Here is a 14,618-nt window from a genome sequence, read left to right as displayed (position 1 = left end):
CGATGGCGGTCGACCGCAGGAACATCCTGAGCCTGCTGGCCGGGCGCATCTTCGGTGGGCGCGTGCTGTCGGGCGCCGGCCTGTCGGGCGGGCTGCTGGCGGTGCTGACGGGCAAGGCCCATGCCGCCGATGCCGGCACGCTCTATCTCAACGCCTATGCCACCGCCGGGGCCGAGCCGAGCTTCGGCGTCGCAGCACTCGACCGGACCGGCAAGGTGCTGTTCACCACCGCCACCCCCGGCCGCGCCCATGGCATCATGCCCCGGCCCGGCATGGCGGAGGCCGCCGTCTTCGCCCGCCGGCCCGGCCGCTGGTTCCAGACCCTGTCGCTGGCCGACGGCTCCCCCGGCCCGGTGGTGCGGGCGCCGGACGACCGCCGCTTCACCGGCCATGGCGACTATTCGGCCGACGGACGCACCCTCTTCGTCGCCGAGGACGACGTGCCGCGCGAAGAAGGCGCCATCGGCATCTATGACGCCACCGACAATTACCGCCGCATCGGCGCCATCCCGACCCATGGGCTGGGGCCGCACGAACTGATCCTGATGCGTAACGGCACGACGCTGGCGGTCGCCAACGGCGGCGTCATCACCCATCCCGACACCGGCCGGGCCAAGCTGAACCTCGACAGCATGGACAGCTCGCTGACCTATGTCGAGGCGGCGACCGGCAAGCTGCTCGACAAGGTGCGCCTGCCGGAAGAGCACGCCAACCTCGGCATGCGCCACATCGCCCTGCTCGACGATGGCGGGATCGCCTTCGGCGTGCAGGACGAGCGGCCCATCGGCATGCTCCAGCCGCTGACCGGCGCCTACCGTCCCGGCAGCGGCGCCATCCGCCTGTTCGACACGCCGGAGGACATGCTGTCGCGCATGCAGGGCTATATCGGCAGCGTGGCGTCGGACGGCAGAACCGTGGCGGCCAGCTCGCCGATGGGCGGGATCATCGGGCTGTGGGATGCGGCGAGCGGGGCATGGCTGGGCTCTACCGCGCTGGCCGACGGTTGCGGTCTGGCACCGAACGGCGACGGCTATCTGGCGACCAGCGGGCTCGGCGTCATCGAGCCGGTCTCGGCGAGCGCCGAGGCGGGACCGGAGCGCAAGGCGCCGGCCTTCCGGTGGGACAACCACCTGACGCGGCGGGTTGCCTGACGCGCAGGGCGTCAGGACAGGGGGCTTTTCGCGCCCCCTGCCCCGTGTCAACCTCTCACCCCAGCAGCGCCGCCGCATGGTGGCGCAGATGGTCCTCGATGAAGGTGCTGATGAAGAAGTAGCTGTGGTCGTAGCCCGGCTGCATCCGCAGCGTCACCGGGTGACCGACAGCCTCCGCCGCGGCGACCAAAGTCTCCGGCTTCAACTGCGCCTCCAGAAAGCCGTCGCGGTCGCCCTGGTCGATCAGGATCGGCAGCCGCTCGGCCGCAGTCGCGATCAGCGCGCAGGCGTCCCATTCCAGCCAGCGGTCGCGGTCGGGGCCCAGATAGCGGCCGAAGGCCTTCTCGCCCCAGGGCACCGCCGCCGGGTTGACGATGGGGGCGAAGGCCGACACCGCCTTGTAGAAGCCCGGATGCTTCAGCGCGCAGACCAGCGCGCCATGTCCGCCCATCGAATGGCCGGCTACCGACCGCCGGTCGGTGACCGGGTAATTCGCCTCGATCAGCGCCGGCAATTCCCGCGTCACATAATCGTGCATCCTATAATGGCGTGCCCACGGTTCCTCGGTCGCATCGACGTAGAATCCGGCGCCGAGCCCGAAATCCCAGGAATTGTCGGGGTCGCCAGGCACCCCCTCCCCGCGCGGGCTGGTGTCGGGGGCGACGATGGCGAGGCCAAGCTCCGCCGCGACGCGGAAGGCGCCGGCCTTCTGGGTGAAGTTCTCGTCGGTGCAGGTCAGTCCCGACAGCCAGTAGAAGACCGGCACCGCGGCGCCGGACTCCACCTGCGGCGGCAGGAAGATCGCGAAGGTCATCTCGCAATCCACCGCCGCGGACTGGTGCCGCACCCGCTTCAACCGGCCGCCGAAGACGCGGGTTTCCGACAGGGTGGTGAGGGGATCGGTCATGGAAGCGCCTTTTGAAAAACGATGGCCGGAAGGCTCCCTCCCCCGGGTCCCGGCAAAAGGAGCGAGGGAAAGAGCCAGCGTCACCTCACTGGTTGTACAGAATGACCGAGCGGATGCTCTTGCCCTCATGCATCAGGTCGAAGGCGTGGTTGATGTCCTCCAGACCCATGGTGTGGGTGATGAAGGTGTCCAGTTCGAACTCGCCGCGCAGGTAACGCTCCACATACTCCGGCAGCTCCGACCGGCCCTTGACGCCGCCGAAGGCGGAGCCGCGCCAGACGCGGCCGGTGACCAGCTGGAACGGACGGGTGGCGATCTCCTCGCCGGCGCCGGCGACGCCGATGATGACCGACTCGCCCCAGCCCTTGTGGCAGCATTCCAGGGCGGCCCGCATCACCTTGACGTTGCCGATGCACTCGAAGCTGTAGTCGACGCCGCCGTCGGTCATCTCGACCAGCACTTCCTGGATCGGGCGGTCGAAATCCATCGGGTTGACGACGTCGGTGGCGCCGAGCTGCTTGGCGATCTCGAACTTCGACGGGTTGACGTCGATGCCGATGATGCGGCTGGCCTTCGCCATGGTGGCGCCGATGATGGCCGACAGGCCGATGCCGCCCAGGCCGAAGATGGCGACGGTCGAGCCCGGCTCCACCTTCGCGGTGTTCATCACCGCACCCATGCCGGTGGTGACGCCGCAACCCAGCAGGCAGACCTTCTCAAGCGGCGCCGCCTTGTTGATCTTGGCGAGCGCGATCTCCGGCAGCACCGTGTATTCGGAGAAGGTCGAGGTGCCCATGTAGTGGGCGATCTCCTTGCCCTTCAGCGAGAAGCGGCTGGTGCCGTCCGGCATCAGGCCCTTGCCCTGGGTGGCGCGGATCGCCTGGCACAGGTTGGTCTTGCCGGACAGGCAGAATTTGCACTTGCCGCATTCCGGCGTGTAGAGCGGGATGACGTGGTCGCCGACCGCCACCGACGTGACGCCGGGACCGACCTCCACCACCACGCCGCCGCCCTCATGGCCGAGGATGCAGGGGAAGACGCCTTCGGAATCCTTGCCGGACAGGGTGTAGGCATCGGTGTGGCAGACACCGGTGGCGACGATGCGGACCATCACCTCGCCGGCCTTGGGGGCCGCGACCTCGACCTCTTCGATCTCCAGCGGACGGTTGGCTTCCCAGGCGACGGCGGCGCGCGACAGAACCATGTGGGTTTCCTTCCCCAAGTCGGATTGGTCCCGAGAACGGGTTTGCCCCGAAAGCGGGTTTGCCAATGAGGATTGGCATTTGATTTCCGCAGTGTAGACCGCGACCGGTCATTGCCAGAACGGCGATTTCGGGAATAGATTTTTGCCGTATGGGGATAATGGCCGGATGGCCCTGGGAGAATGACCGTGAGCGGCTGGGACGGCATCGATGAATTCGTGGCGGTGGCGGAAACCGGCAGCTTCTCCCGCGCGGCGGAGCGGCTGCGCGTCTCCTCCTCCCATGTCAGCCGCAGCGTGGCGCGGTTGGAGGACCGGCTTCAGGCCCGCCTGTTCTACCGCACCACCCGCAAGGTCAGCCTGACCGAAAGCGGGCGTGCCTTCCTCGCCCGCTGCCAGCGTCTGGCGGAGCAGCGCGACGACGCCTTCCTGGCGGTGGGCGCGTTGCAGGGCGGCAGCGACAGCGATGTGAAGGGCGTGCTGCGGATGACCTGCGCCACCGCCTATGGCGAGCAGTTCGTCATGCCGCTGATCAACGACCTGATGGAGCGCCACCCGCAGCTGAGCATCGAGGTGGAACTGACCAACCGGCAGCTCGATCTGGTGCAGGAAGGCTACGATCTGGCGATCCGGCTCGGCCGCCTCAGCGAATCGAGCCTGGTGGCGACGCGCATCGCCCCCCGCGTGATGCATCTGTGCGCCGCCCCGTCCTATCTGGAACGCCACGGCAGTCCGGACAGCCTGACCAGTCTCGGCAGCCACCAGTGCCTGACCGGCACCTCCGACCATTGGCTGTTCGACGACAACGGCCAGGACTGGCTGTTCCGTCCCCGCGGCCGCTGGCGCTGCAACAGCGGCTTCTCGGTGCTGGACGCGGCGCTGCGCGGGTTCGGGCTGTGCCAGTTGCCGGACTATTATGTGAAAGATCCGGTGGCGGAGGGACGGCTGGTGTCGCTGCTGGACCGCCACCGCCCGCCCAACACGGCGGTGTGGGCGGTCTATCCGCAGAAGCGGCACGTGCCGGCGAAGGTGCACGCGGCGATCCGGCATCTGAAGGACGGGCTGGCGCGGCGGCAGGAATACCGGTGAGCACGGTTGCCACCGGCCGGCCGTGGTGGCGCACGCCGCACCACGCGCTATGCATGCGTGCGCCACCCCCTTCCTATCTGCCGATGAACATCAGTATACGTAGGGGATCGAGATTATGTCCGAAGCGGACAGAGTCCTGACGTTCAGCTTGGCGATCGCAACCGCCGCGCCGAAACCGTTGCCATCGGCGTCGTAGGACAGGACGCCCGTGTTGGTGTTGAAGATGAACCGATCATCGCTATCGGCTGGCCGGTTCAGTGCGAACAGATCGTCGCTCAATGCACCGTCCGGCAGATAGCCGAAGTCAAAGCCGTACACCTCGATGTGATCTATGCCGTTCTGGAAGTCCCGGATAATGTCACTTTCCTTATCATATCTTGAGAATCGGAACGCATCCGCGCCGGCTCCGCCGATCAGAATGTCGGTGCCGTTTCCTCCGATGAGCGTGTCGTCGCCACCGCCGCCGGAAAGAGTATCATTGCCGTTCGATCCGCTCAATTCGTTGGCGAGCGCATTTCCGGTCAGTGTGTCGTCGTAAAAGGACCCCCGAACGCACTCGATGTCGATGAGACGGTCGCCCTCGGCCGTGCCGCCACTCCCGATGCCAGTGCTCAGATTGACTGTGACGGCTGCATCCGAACGGTAATAATAAGCAATATCGTAGCCGTCTCCACCGTTCAATACATCGGCACCGGGACCACCCTCAAAGAAATCGTCTCCGATACCGCCGCGTAGCGTATCATTGGCGGAACCTCCGGTCAGAGCGTCGTCGCCGGCTCCTGCATTGACCTCAATGGAAACCGTGCGGTATTCACCATAGAAGCTTTCATTTCCGTCTCCACCGAACGCGCGTTCGACGTTCCAAGTATCCATGTTGATGAAAACGGGGTTGCTTCCTTGCACGACGATGGTGTCAACTCCGTCGCCGCCATCCAACCAGTCTTCGTAAGCTCTGATGTAGAAGCGGTCGTTCCCATCCCCTCCAAGCATCGTGTCGTAGCCCGGGCCTCCGAAGAACGTGTCGTCGCCGGCACCGCCTTCGAGAAGATCGTCACCGGCGCCACCACGCAGAAGGTCGTCGAAGCCACTGCCGGTGATCGTGTCGTTTCCGCCCCGACCGTCGATGAAGACACCGGCGGTTGCGTCGGTGGCGATCAGCACATCGTCGCCCGCGCTGCCGTAGGCACGCTCGATTTCAGTCGCGGCGAGATCGAATGTGAAGCCGACCGTTCCCTGCATGACGACGGTATCGATACCGGCTCCGCCACTGACGAGCAGATCGGCCGCATCGATGTAGAAGCGGTCGTCTCCATCGCCGCCACGGAGGGTGTCCGCTCCTTTGCCGCCGAAGAGGGTATCGTTTCCTTCAAGGCCCCAAATGTCGTCGTCGCCCAGCCCGCCCCGCAGGTAATCCGCATCCTCGGTCCCGAAAATCACTGACATCGTCATCTCCTGGTATTCTTTTTTTCAACTGCCAATAGGCAGATTGGAGAATAAGATCCGTGATAGGTAGAAGCGTGTGACGGCCATCACTCCCTTCGAAGCTTTTCGCGAGGCAGAGTGTCGCATGAGGGAATCAGATAAACCCGATGCACTTGAAGGGTGTGATGTCGCCGAACCGATCTTCGGCAGCTCGCCGAAAAGAAAACCCCTCCCCGCGGGTGCGGAGAGGGGCCAAGGGTCGGGAGGACGCCCGAGAGGAAAAGGGGCAAGGGTCAGGCGGGCGCGCCGGCCCGCTGGACCGCCGGCTTCGGCGTCGCGGCGGCGGCGGCCACCGGCTTCTTCAGGATGCGCAGGGCGACGGCGGTCACCACCGTGCCGACCACCAGGGCCACCACATAGCCGAGCAGATGCGTCACCGCGTTGGGGATCGGCAGGACGAAGACGCCGCCATGGGGCACCTTCAGCTCCGCCCCCACTGCCATCGACATCGCGCCGGTCAGCGCACCGCCCAGCATCAGCGCCGGGATGACGCGCAGCGGATCGCGGGCGGCAAAGGGAATGGCGCCTTCGGTGATGAAGGCGATGCCCAGGACCGCGGCGGCGTTGCCGGCCTCGCGCTCCTCCGCGGTGAAGCGGTCGGCGAACAGCTTGGTGGCGAGCGCCAGCCCCAGCGGCGGCACCATGCCGGCGGCCATGGCGGCGGCCATCGGCGTGTAGACCTGGGAGGCGATCAGGCCGGTGGAGAAGGCGTAGGCCGCCTTGTTGACCGGGCCACCCATGTCGAAGGCCATCATCGCCCCGATCAGCAGGCCGAGCAGGATGGCGCTGCTGCCCTGCATGCCCTTCAGCCAGGCGCTCATCCAGGCCAGCGCCTCGGCGACCGGGGTGCCGACGACATAGATCATCAGCAGGCCGGTCAGCAGCGAGCCCAGCAGCGGCAGGATCAGAACCGGCTTAAGCCCTTCCAGGTTGCGGTGCAGCTTGATGTGACGGTTGAGGAAGGCGGTGCCGTAACCGGCGATGAAGCCGGCGACGATGCCGCCCAGGAAGCCGGCACCGATGCTGCCGGCCAGCATGCCGCCCACCATGCCGGGAGCGATGCCGGGGCGGTCGGCGATGGAATAGGCGATGTAGCCGGCCAGCGCCGGCACCATCAGGGCGAAGGCGCCCTTGGCGCCGATCTGGAACAGGGCATAGCCCAGCGTGCCGGCGTTGGATTCTTCGTAGACGTAGATGCCGCCCAGCGCGAAGGCCAGAGCGATCAGCAGGCCGCCCGTCACCACGAAGGGCAGCATGAAGGACACGCCGGTCATCAGATGCTTGTAGGGGCCGGTTCGCTGGGCCGAGCGCTCGGCCTTGCCGGCGGCGACGGCATCGGCCAGCGGGGTCGCGCCGCCGGCGGCGCCATGCGTCTTCGCCTCGGCCAGGGCACGGTTGACCAGCGCCTTGCCGTCATTGATGGCGGGCTTGGTGCCGCTGAGGAACACGCGCTTGCCGGCGAAGCGGGACAGGTCGATCTGGGTGTCGGCAGCGATCAGCACGACGTCCGCCTCGCGGATCTCCTCGTCGGTCAGGGTGTCGCGTGCACCGACGGAGCCCTGGGTCTCCACCCGGACCTTGTGGCCCAGAGCGGTGGCCGCCTGCTGGATGCCCTCGGCCGCCATGAAGGTGTGGGCGATGCCGGTCGGGCAGGAGGTGATGGCGACGATCCGGCGCGGCCCAGCCCCCGCGGGCGCAGCCGTGGACGCGGCGGAGGACAGCGCCTTCTCCAGCACGGCGGCGGGATTGCCCAGCACCTCGTCGAGCGTGGCGGTGCTGCGCTTCAGCGCGGCGAAGCGTCCGTCGTCGAAGTCGCCGCTGCCGATCAGGATCAACCCGTCAGCCGTGGACGGCGCAGCGGCGTCGAGCGGAGACTGGATGCCGAGGCTCGTGCGAATCTCCACCTGGATGCGGTGGCCGGCCTTCGCCGCCGCCTTGCGCAGGGCCTCGGCCGCCAGAACGGCCTGGGTGGTAAGATCGCCCGCCGCGATCACGGCCAACAGGGTCGCCATTGTTTCCTCCTGGCGGGTTCGAGCCCGCGCCTGTCACTGCGTTGATTTCAGTCCGATATCTCGGAAATCTCAGTCGATCGGGGTCAGGGCCACCTGTGCGGCGAGCGTCCGCACCGTCGCCGGATCGGGCAGGTTGGGGCCGAAGCAGCCGAGCTTGGCGGCGGCAAAGGCTACCGAGAGCCGGGCGACATCCTCCAAACCGCCATCCTGCTGGAAGGCGGCGATCAGCCCGGCAACCATCGCGTCGCCCGCCCCGACGGTGCTCAGCGCCTGGACCGGCGGCAGCCGGCCGTGCAGGGCGCGGTCGCCATCGACGAACAGCGCGCCGTCGGCCCCCAGCGACACCACCACCACCGACACGCCGCGGCGATGCAGATCACGGGCCGCATCGAGCAGGTCGGCGGTCGTCGGCAGAGGCCGGCCGGCCCAATCCTCCAGCTCATGCCGGTTGGGCTTGATGCAGTGGGGCAGCGCACCGGCGGAGGCCAGCGCCGCCGCCAGCGGCGCCCCGCTGCTGTCCAGCACGACGCGGGCGCCGGCCGCCGCCAGATCGGCAGTCAGGGCGGCGTAGGCGTCGGCAGGCAAGCCTTCCGGCAGGCTGCCGGCCAGAAGCACCGGCGTTCCCGGCTCCACCAGCCCCAGCACGGTCTCGCGGACGCGGCCGACGGCGCCCGCATCGGCGCTCAGGCCCGGCAGGTTGATGTCGGTCGTGTCGTTGGCCGCGAGGTCGGCGATCTTGATGTTGACCCGCGTCTCGCCCGGCAACCGCAGGAAGGCATCGGCGATGCCCTTGGCCTGGAACAGCGCCTCGAACGGCGCGGCGTTGCCGGTGCCGAGCAGGCCGGTGGCGGTCACCGGCGTTCCCCAATCGGCAAGGCAACTGGCGACGTTCACGCCCTTGCCGCCGGCATTGTGGCGAACCGCCTTGGCGCGATGGACGCTGCCGGGCTTCAGCGTCTCGACCGTGATGGTCTGGTCGATGGCCGGATTCAGCGTGACGGTGACGACGGACCGGGCCGTCTTCGGCTGGCCGCTCATGACGCTTCCCCCTCCAGCGCCCGCACCTCGTCGGAGGATTCGCAATCCAGCGCGCGCTGGGCCAGCGCCCGCAGGCCGGCGAGGTCGCTGTCGCGCAGCTTGTCCTTGACGCCGGGGATGTCGCGCGGGGTCATCGACAGCTCGCGCACGCCGAGACCGGCCAGCAACGCGGCGCCGAACGGGTCGCCGGCGATGCCGCCGCAGACGCCGACCCAACGGCCGTGCTTCTCAGCCCCTTCCACCGTCAGGCGAATCAGGCGCAGCACCGACGGGTGCAGGCTGTCGGCCTCCGCCGCCAGTTCGGGGTGCTGGCGGTCGATGGCCAGCGCGTATTGCGTCAGGTCGTTGGTGCCGATGGAGAAGAAATCGACATGACGGGCCAGCACGTCGGCCTGGATGGCGGCAGCCGGCACTTCGACCATGATGCCCAGCGGCACCGCCGGCGCGTCCAGCTCGGCCCGGATGCGGTCGCAGACGGCGCGCAGCGTCTCGATCTCGCGCAGCGTGGTGATCATCGGGAACATGATCAGCAGCGCGCCGGGCTTCGCCCCCTTGGCGGCACGGTAGAGCGCGCGCAGCTGCGGCTCCAGCAGTTCGGGATGGCGCAGCAGCAGACGGGCGCCGCGCACACCGAGGAAGGGGTTCTCCTCATGCGGCAGCTGAAGGTGCGGCACCTGCTTGTCGCCGCCGATGTCGAGCGCGCGGACGATCAGCGGACGGCCGTCCAGCGCTTCCAGCATGGCGCGGTAGGTCTGGTACTGCTCCTCCTCGCTCGGCGCGTCGCCGCGCTCCAGGAACAGGAACTCGGTGCGCATCAGGCCGACGCCCTCGCCGCCCTGCGACAGGGCCATCGCCACCTGATCGGGGCGGTTGACGTTGGCGCCGATCTCCACCGTGTGGCCGTCGCGGGTGCGGGCGGGCAGGCTGCGCCGCTCCTCCTGCTGGGCCTTCCTGACGCGCTGCTCCTCGATCCAGCCATGGGCCGCGGCGATGTCGGCGTCGGAGGGCTCCAGATAGAGGCGGCCGGACTGGCCGTCGAGGATGGCGGTGGTTCCGTTGGCGAGACCGGTCAGCGCGGCACCGCCCGCGACCATCGCCGGCAGGCCAAGCGTGCGCGCCAGGATGGCGGTGTGGGAGGTCGGGCCGCCCTGCGCCGTCGCCAGACCGATGACGCGGCCCATGTCGAGGGCGGCGGTGTCGGACGGCGACAGGTCGTCGGCGACCAGGATGCAGGGGGTGTCCGGCAGGTCGCGGATCGAGCCGCCGCGCAGGTCCGGATCGATGCGGGTCAGCACCCGGCGGCCGACATCGCGCAGATCGGCGGCGCGGCCGGCCAGCACCGGGTTCGGGTTGGCGGCGAGCCTGACGGCGCTGCGCTCCACCGCCTCGTTCCACGACCAGCCGGGACCATGTCCCTCGACCATCAGCTGGCAGGCCAGCGTGATGACGTCGGTGTCGTTCAGCAGCTCCGCCTGGGCGGCGAAGATGCCGGCCTCGGCCGGTCCCAGCCGACGGGCGGTGTCGTCGGCCAGCGCCTTCAGCTGCTGGCGCGTCAGGTTCAGCGCCTCGTGCAGGCGGTTGCCCCCCTCCAGCAGCGGGGCCGGACGGTCGGGAACGGTCAGGTCGGCCTTCGGCATCACGTGGACCGGGCCGATGGTCAGGCCTGGGCTGGCGCCGATGCCGGCAATCGCGGGCATCTCGCGGCCGCCATTCGTGCCGGCGGCCGGCGGGGTCCAGCCCTGCACCACGGCCTTCGCCTTGCGCGCCGCGGCGGCGGCATCGGCCTTTTCCCGCGCGCTGAGGCCGGTGATGGTTGCGCGCAGCCGGTTCAGCACCGCGCGGGCGTCGGCCCCGTCGGCGGACACGGTGATGCGGTCGCCGGGACGCAGGCCCAATTGCAACAGCGCCACCAGCGTCTTGCCATCGGCGCTTTCCCCGCCATGGCGGACACGGACCCGGCCGGACGCGGCACGGGCGCTCTCGACCCAGGCGGCGGCGGGGCGGGCATGCAGGCCGGTCGGATAATCGACCACCCACTCGAAGCTCTCGGCAAGATCGCCGGCATCGGCGGCGGAGGGGGCAGGCGCTGCCATCTCGTCGGACAGCGCGGCAACGAGGTCGGCGGGATCGCCGGTGGTGAACAGGGCAGCCAGCCGCGCCTCGTCCTGCATCAGGCGGGTCAGGCGGCGCAGGATGGCGATGTGGGCGTCGGACTGGGCGGCGATGGCGACGACGAGCCGGGCGGTCTGCCCGTCGTTCCACACCACGCCGTCCGGCACCTGCAGAATCGCGATGCCGTTACGGCGGACCAGATTGCGGTCGTCCACCATGCCGTGCGGGATGGCGACGCCATGGCCGAGGAAGGTGTTCGCCACCGTTTCGCGCCGGATCATGCTGTCGGCATAGGCGGGATCGATGCAACCCGCCGCGATCAGCAGCTGCGCCGCCTCGCGGATCGCCGCCTCCTTGCCCGCCGGAGCGGCGCCGAGGCGGATCAGATCGGGGGGAAGGCTCAAGGGGTGCGTGTCGGTGAGCATGGCGACCGTATCCTCCGCGGGCTTTTGTTTGTGCTGTTGAACCAAGTGAAAACGATTACAGTGCGACTGTCAACGCTTGTTGCGTTGCAGCATATGGACTTTCCTGGATGAATGGCTTGTCAGGCGGACAAAAATAAAGGATGTTTTGCCGAAGCTTCTGGAAACGTTTTCAGAAAATACCCCGCCCTGGTCATCGTCGGCCCATGCGGCTAAGGTCGCCTCCCCAATCGGGGCATCCCTCCACACGATCGGTCTGGACATGAGCGTCTCGGGAAAAACCGCCGGCATCAAGGACGTGGCCCTGGCCGCCGGTGTGTCGGTCGCCACCGTGTCACGCGTGCTGAGCAACGGTCCGGTCAGCGACGCCCTGCGCAGGCGGGTGGAGGATGCGGTGCGCGCCACCGGCTACCGCCCCAACCTGTCGGCGCGGCGGCTGCGCTCTCAGCATTCGCAGACCATCGGGCTGGTGGTGTCCGACATCCGCAACCCCTTCTTCACCGCCGTCAGCCGCGCGGTGGAGGATGCGGCTTACCGCGCCGGCATGCGCGTGATCCTGTGCAACAGCGACGAGAACCCCGAACGGGAGGAGCTGTACCTGCGCCTGATGCAGGAGGAGCGGATCACCGGCCTGATCTTCGCCCCCACCCGGGCGACACTCGACCGGCTGGACGGGCTGGATCTCGATTTCCCCGTCGTGCTGATCGACCGCAACGCGCCGACCGGCCGTCACGATGCCGTGGTCCTCGACAACCCGCGTGCCGCGGCGATGCTGGTGGAGCATCTGCATGCCCAGGGCTATCGCCGCATCGCCGGGCTGTTCGGCAACACCAGCACCACCGGCCAGGAGCGTCATGAGGGCTACCGCGCCGCCATGACCGCCCGCGGCCTCGCCCCGGCGGCCCGCTTCCTCGCCCCCCATGCCGATGCGGCGGAAGAGGCGGTGGTGGCGTGGATGGCGGAGCGCGAGCGGCCGGAGGCCTTCATCGTCAGCAACAGCCTGTTCCTGATGGGCGTGGTCAAGGCCGCCCGCCGGCTCCATCTGCCGATTCCCGACGGGTTGGCGGTCGCCGGCTTCGACAACGAACCCTGGACGGAACTGGTCGGTCCCGGCCTGACCGTCATCGAGCAGCCGGTGCAGGACATCGGCCAGTCCGCCATGGCCCTGCTGTTCGAACGGCTGGAGGCGCCGGACCGTCCCAGCCGCCGCCTCATCCTCGGCGGCACCTGCATCGTGCGCGGCTCGACCGCCGCGCGGATGGCCGCGGCCGACTGAAGACACCCATCAATGGCGTCAGTCGGCGGTCCGACGACGCCATGCGGCGGGACGCAACGGCGCCTCCCCCTCCCCTCCCGTGTGCGACCGGCCCGGCAACGGGCTAATCCCGATGCCGGAAAATGGGCGTCGCCGATAACCGATGCCCGAAAGATACGCTAGGACTCACGATCCTCGCCAACGGATGTTCAAAGAAAAATACTCCCCTGGTGTGTGGGAAGAACAGTTCCGAAAGCGGCGTTGACCCTGGACCAACACCCCACTACCGTCCTGTTTGCAACGCACAACAAAAATGCGCGCCGGATCAAATAACGGCCGCATTTTACGATTGTTCCTCTTCCCGATAACTTTTGAATTCACCGCACAATGTTGGCATTGCCAACTATTTTTCGCCGGCAAAAGCAGGCAAGTGAAAACCGCTTCAAATCGGGAATGGGGCTGCAATCAAAACAGGAGTTCCAGAACGGCAGGTTACGCAGTGCGCGGATTTCAGGGTCATCGACGGGGGGACGGCGCGATGCTGAAGGGTTTGACCGGACGGAAGGCGGCGGAAAAGCAGAACAGCTTCGCTAGGCATGGCGTGGCGACGGTGCTCGTCACCGCCGCGACGATGGCGCTGGGGCTGCTGACCGGAATCCTGGTCGCCCGCACCATCGGTCCGGACGGCCGGGGGGCGCTGACCGCGGTGCTGACCACCGTGCAGCTGCTGGGCTGGCTGTTCGGCATGGGCTGCGGCAAGGCGGTCACCTACGCGCTGTCGCGGAACCATGCCGCCGGCGGTCGCCTGCTGAGCACCTGGACCCTGATCCTGCTGCCGGTTGCGGCGGTGGCGATCGGCGTCGGCTATCTGCTGCTGCCGACGCTGCTGGCGGCACAGCCGGCGGAGACGCTGGCGCTGGCGCGGCTCTATCTGCCGATGATCGCCATGGCCCTGCTGTCCGAACTGATGCTGGGCCTGATCCTGGGCGACCAGGATTTCCGCAGCTTCAACGCGCTGAATTTCCTTCAGCCGGCCGGTGTCGCCATCGTCTATGCCGCGCTGTGGGCCACCGGCCGCTTCACGGTGGAGGCCGCCGTCATCGTCCAGGCGGCCATGAGCACGCTGGTTCTCGTGGTGGCGACCGCTCTGCTGGTCCGCCGCCACGGCATCGGCCGGCCCGACCCGGCGCTCGGCCGGCAGACCGTCTGGTATGCCCTGCGCACACACGGCGACGTGGTGGGCGGCGTCATCACGCAACGGCTGGACCTGCTCATCATCCCCGCCTTCCTGTCGGCGGCGCAGGTCGGGCTCTATGCGCTGGCGACCAGCCTGTCCTGGCTGATCGTCAGCCTGTCCGGCGCGCTCGCCACCGTCGTCATGCCCGCCGCCACCCGGCGGGGACAGTCGGGGCGCGAGCTGGTGCTGAACAGCCTTCAGGCGACCTTCGCCATCGGCGGGCTCCTGGGCGGCGGGCTGTTCGTCTTCGCCGACATCGCCATCGGGCTGGTCTATGGCCCGTCCTTCGCCGACAGCGCGCTGCCGCTGCGGCTGCTGCTGCCGGGCGCCATCCTCTACGCCGCCGCGTCGATCCTGCTGAACGGGCTCTATGCGGAGAACCGGCCCTTCACCGCCACCCTGGCCAATCTGCTGGGCATGCTGGTCACGCTGGCCGGGCTGCTGCTGTTCCTGCGCAGCGGCGGGATCCTGGCGGCGGCCATCGTTTCCACAGTCGCCTACACGCTGGTGTTCGTCACCGCGGCGACGCTCTACCGCCGCGCGACCGGACTGCCCTGGCGCGTCTTCCTTCCCGACCCGGCGATGCTCGCGGCCTTGCCGCGGCGCCTGTTCGACAAGCCGGCCCCGGTGGCTCCCGCTCCGGTTGTCTCTCCGGCCGGCCCCGCAGGCCAGTGACCGAACCACTCGGACATTCTTTAGGAATCGAGGAAAC

Annotated in this window: 10 protein-coding genes; 4 read left to right on the top strand and 6 right to left on the bottom strand. The window is 68.3% G+C overall.

Features of this window, described 5'->3' with window-relative positions; all coding sequences use genetic code 11:
* The first annotated feature begins 2 nt into the window (after nucleotides 1-2).
* On the top strand, nucleotides 3-1,151 hold the full coding sequence (locus CRT60_RS21605; RefSeq protein WP_098738562.1) for a DUF1513 domain-containing protein: 1,149 nt from the start codon (nucleotides 3-5) through the stop codon (nucleotides 1,149-1,151).
* A 55-nt stretch (nucleotides 1,152-1,206) separates the two neighbouring features.
* Here the strand turns inward: CRT60_RS21605 and fghA are convergent, their stop codons facing one another.
* The gene (fghA, locus tag CRT60_RS21600; protein WP_098738561.1) at nucleotides 1,207-2,058 is read right to left on the bottom strand and encodes an S-formylglutathione hydrolase; all 852 of its coding nucleotides are present in this window, start codon (nucleotides 2,056-2,058) and stop codon (nucleotides 1,207-1,209) included.
* An 85-nt stretch (nucleotides 2,059-2,143) separates the two neighbouring features.
* Nucleotides 2,144-3,262: an S-(hydroxymethyl)glutathione dehydrogenase/class III alcohol dehydrogenase gene (locus CRT60_RS21595; protein ID WP_098738560.1), complete on the bottom strand. Its 1,119-nt coding sequence runs from the start codon at nucleotides 3,260-3,262 to the stop codon at nucleotides 2,144-2,146.
* A 180-nt stretch (nucleotides 3,263-3,442) separates the two neighbouring features.
* On the opposite strand from CRT60_RS21595, the gene CRT60_RS21590 reads away from it, so the two are divergent.
* Entirely contained in the window at nucleotides 3,443-4,348 is a 906-nt protein-coding gene (locus CRT60_RS21590) for a LysR substrate-binding domain-containing protein (RefSeq protein WP_280177233.1), read from the top strand.
* A 90-nt stretch (nucleotides 4,349-4,438) separates the two neighbouring features.
* Here CRT60_RS21590 and CRT60_RS37560 read toward each other — a convergent pair whose 3' ends face one another.
* From CRT60_RS37560 to ptsP, 4 genes are all read right to left on the bottom strand, one after another.
* Nucleotides 4,439-5,791, bottom strand: coding sequence for a calcium-binding protein (locus CRT60_RS37560; RefSeq protein WP_161958101.1), 1,353 nt, complete (start codon nucleotides 5,789-5,791; stop codon nucleotides 4,439-4,441).
* A 272-nt stretch (nucleotides 5,792-6,063) separates the two neighbouring features.
* On the bottom strand, nucleotides 6,064-7,842 hold the full coding sequence (locus CRT60_RS21580) for a fructose-specific PTS transporter subunit EIIC (protein ID WP_098738558.1): 1,779 nt from the start codon (nucleotides 7,840-7,842) through the stop codon (nucleotides 6,064-6,066).
* Nucleotides 7,843-7,911: 69 nt separating this feature from the next.
* A complete protein-coding gene (gene pfkB, locus CRT60_RS21575; protein WP_098738557.1) occupies nucleotides 7,912-8,880 on the bottom strand; it encodes a 1-phosphofructokinase in 969 nt (322 codons plus the stop codon).
* On the bottom strand, nucleotides 8,877-11,417 hold the full coding sequence (ptsP, locus tag CRT60_RS21570; RefSeq protein ID WP_098738556.1) for a phosphoenolpyruvate--protein phosphotransferase: 2,541 nt from the start codon (nucleotides 11,415-11,417) through the stop codon (nucleotides 8,877-8,879). The genes pfkB and ptsP overlap by 4 nt, the downstream gene beginning before the upstream one ends.
* A gap of 259 nt (nucleotides 11,418-11,676) precedes the next feature.
* Between ptsP and CRT60_RS21565 the strand changes: the two genes are divergently transcribed.
* Nucleotides 11,677-12,690, top strand: coding sequence for a LacI family DNA-binding transcriptional regulator (locus tag CRT60_RS21565; RefSeq protein ID WP_098738555.1), 1,014 nt, complete (start codon nucleotides 11,677-11,679; stop codon nucleotides 12,688-12,690).
* A 517-nt stretch (nucleotides 12,691-13,207) separates the two neighbouring features.
* Nucleotides 13,208-14,581, top strand: a complete 1,374-nt coding sequence (locus CRT60_RS21560; RefSeq protein WP_098738554.1) for an oligosaccharide flippase family protein — start codon at nucleotides 13,208-13,210, stop codon at nucleotides 14,579-14,581.
* The last annotated feature ends 37 nt before the right edge of the window (nucleotides 14,582-14,618 follow it).

The organism is Azospirillum palustre (genome assembly GCF_002573965.1).
Lineage (GTDB): Bacteria > Pseudomonadota > Alphaproteobacteria > Azospirillales > Azospirillaceae > Azospirillum > Azospirillum palustre.
This window is presented reverse-complemented; position numbering and strand designations above follow the sequence as displayed.

Coding starts and splice junctions, on each gene's coding strand:
- fghA (WP_098738561.1), bottom strand. CDS start 2,058: ATGACCGATCCCCTCACCACCCTGTCGGAAACCCGCGTCTTCGGCGGC.
- CRT60_RS21605 (WP_098738562.1), top strand. CDS start 3: ATGGCGGTCGACCGCAGGAACATCCTGAGCCTGCTGGCCGGGCGCATC.
- CRT60_RS21560 (WP_098738554.1), top strand. CDS start 13,208: ATGCTGAAGGGTTTGACCGGACGGAAGGCGGCGGAAAAGCAGAACAGC.
- CRT60_RS21565 (WP_098738555.1), top strand. CDS start 11,677: ATGAGCGTCTCGGGAAAAACCGCCGGCATCAAGGACGTGGCCCTGGCC.
- ptsP (WP_098738556.1), bottom strand. CDS start 11,417: ATGCTCACCGACACGCACCCCTTGAGCCTTCCCCCCGATCTGATCCGC.
- CRT60_RS21595 (WP_098738560.1), bottom strand. CDS start 3,262: ATGGTTCTGTCGCGCGCCGCCGTCGCCTGGGAAGCCAACCGTCCGCTG.
- CRT60_RS21580 (WP_098738558.1), bottom strand. CDS start 7,842: ATGGCGACCCTGTTGGCCGTGATCGCGGCGGGCGATCTTACCACCCAG.
- pfkB (WP_098738557.1), bottom strand. CDS start 8,880: ATGAGCGGCCAGCCGAAGACGGCCCGGTCCGTCGTCACCGTCACGCTG.
- CRT60_RS21590 (WP_280177233.1), top strand. CDS start 3,443: ATGACCGTGAGCGGCTGGGACGGCATCGATGAATTCGTGGCGGTGGCG.
- CRT60_RS37560 (WP_161958101.1), bottom strand. CDS start 5,791: ATGTCAGTGATTTTCGGGACCGAGGATGCGGATTACCTGCGGGGCGGG.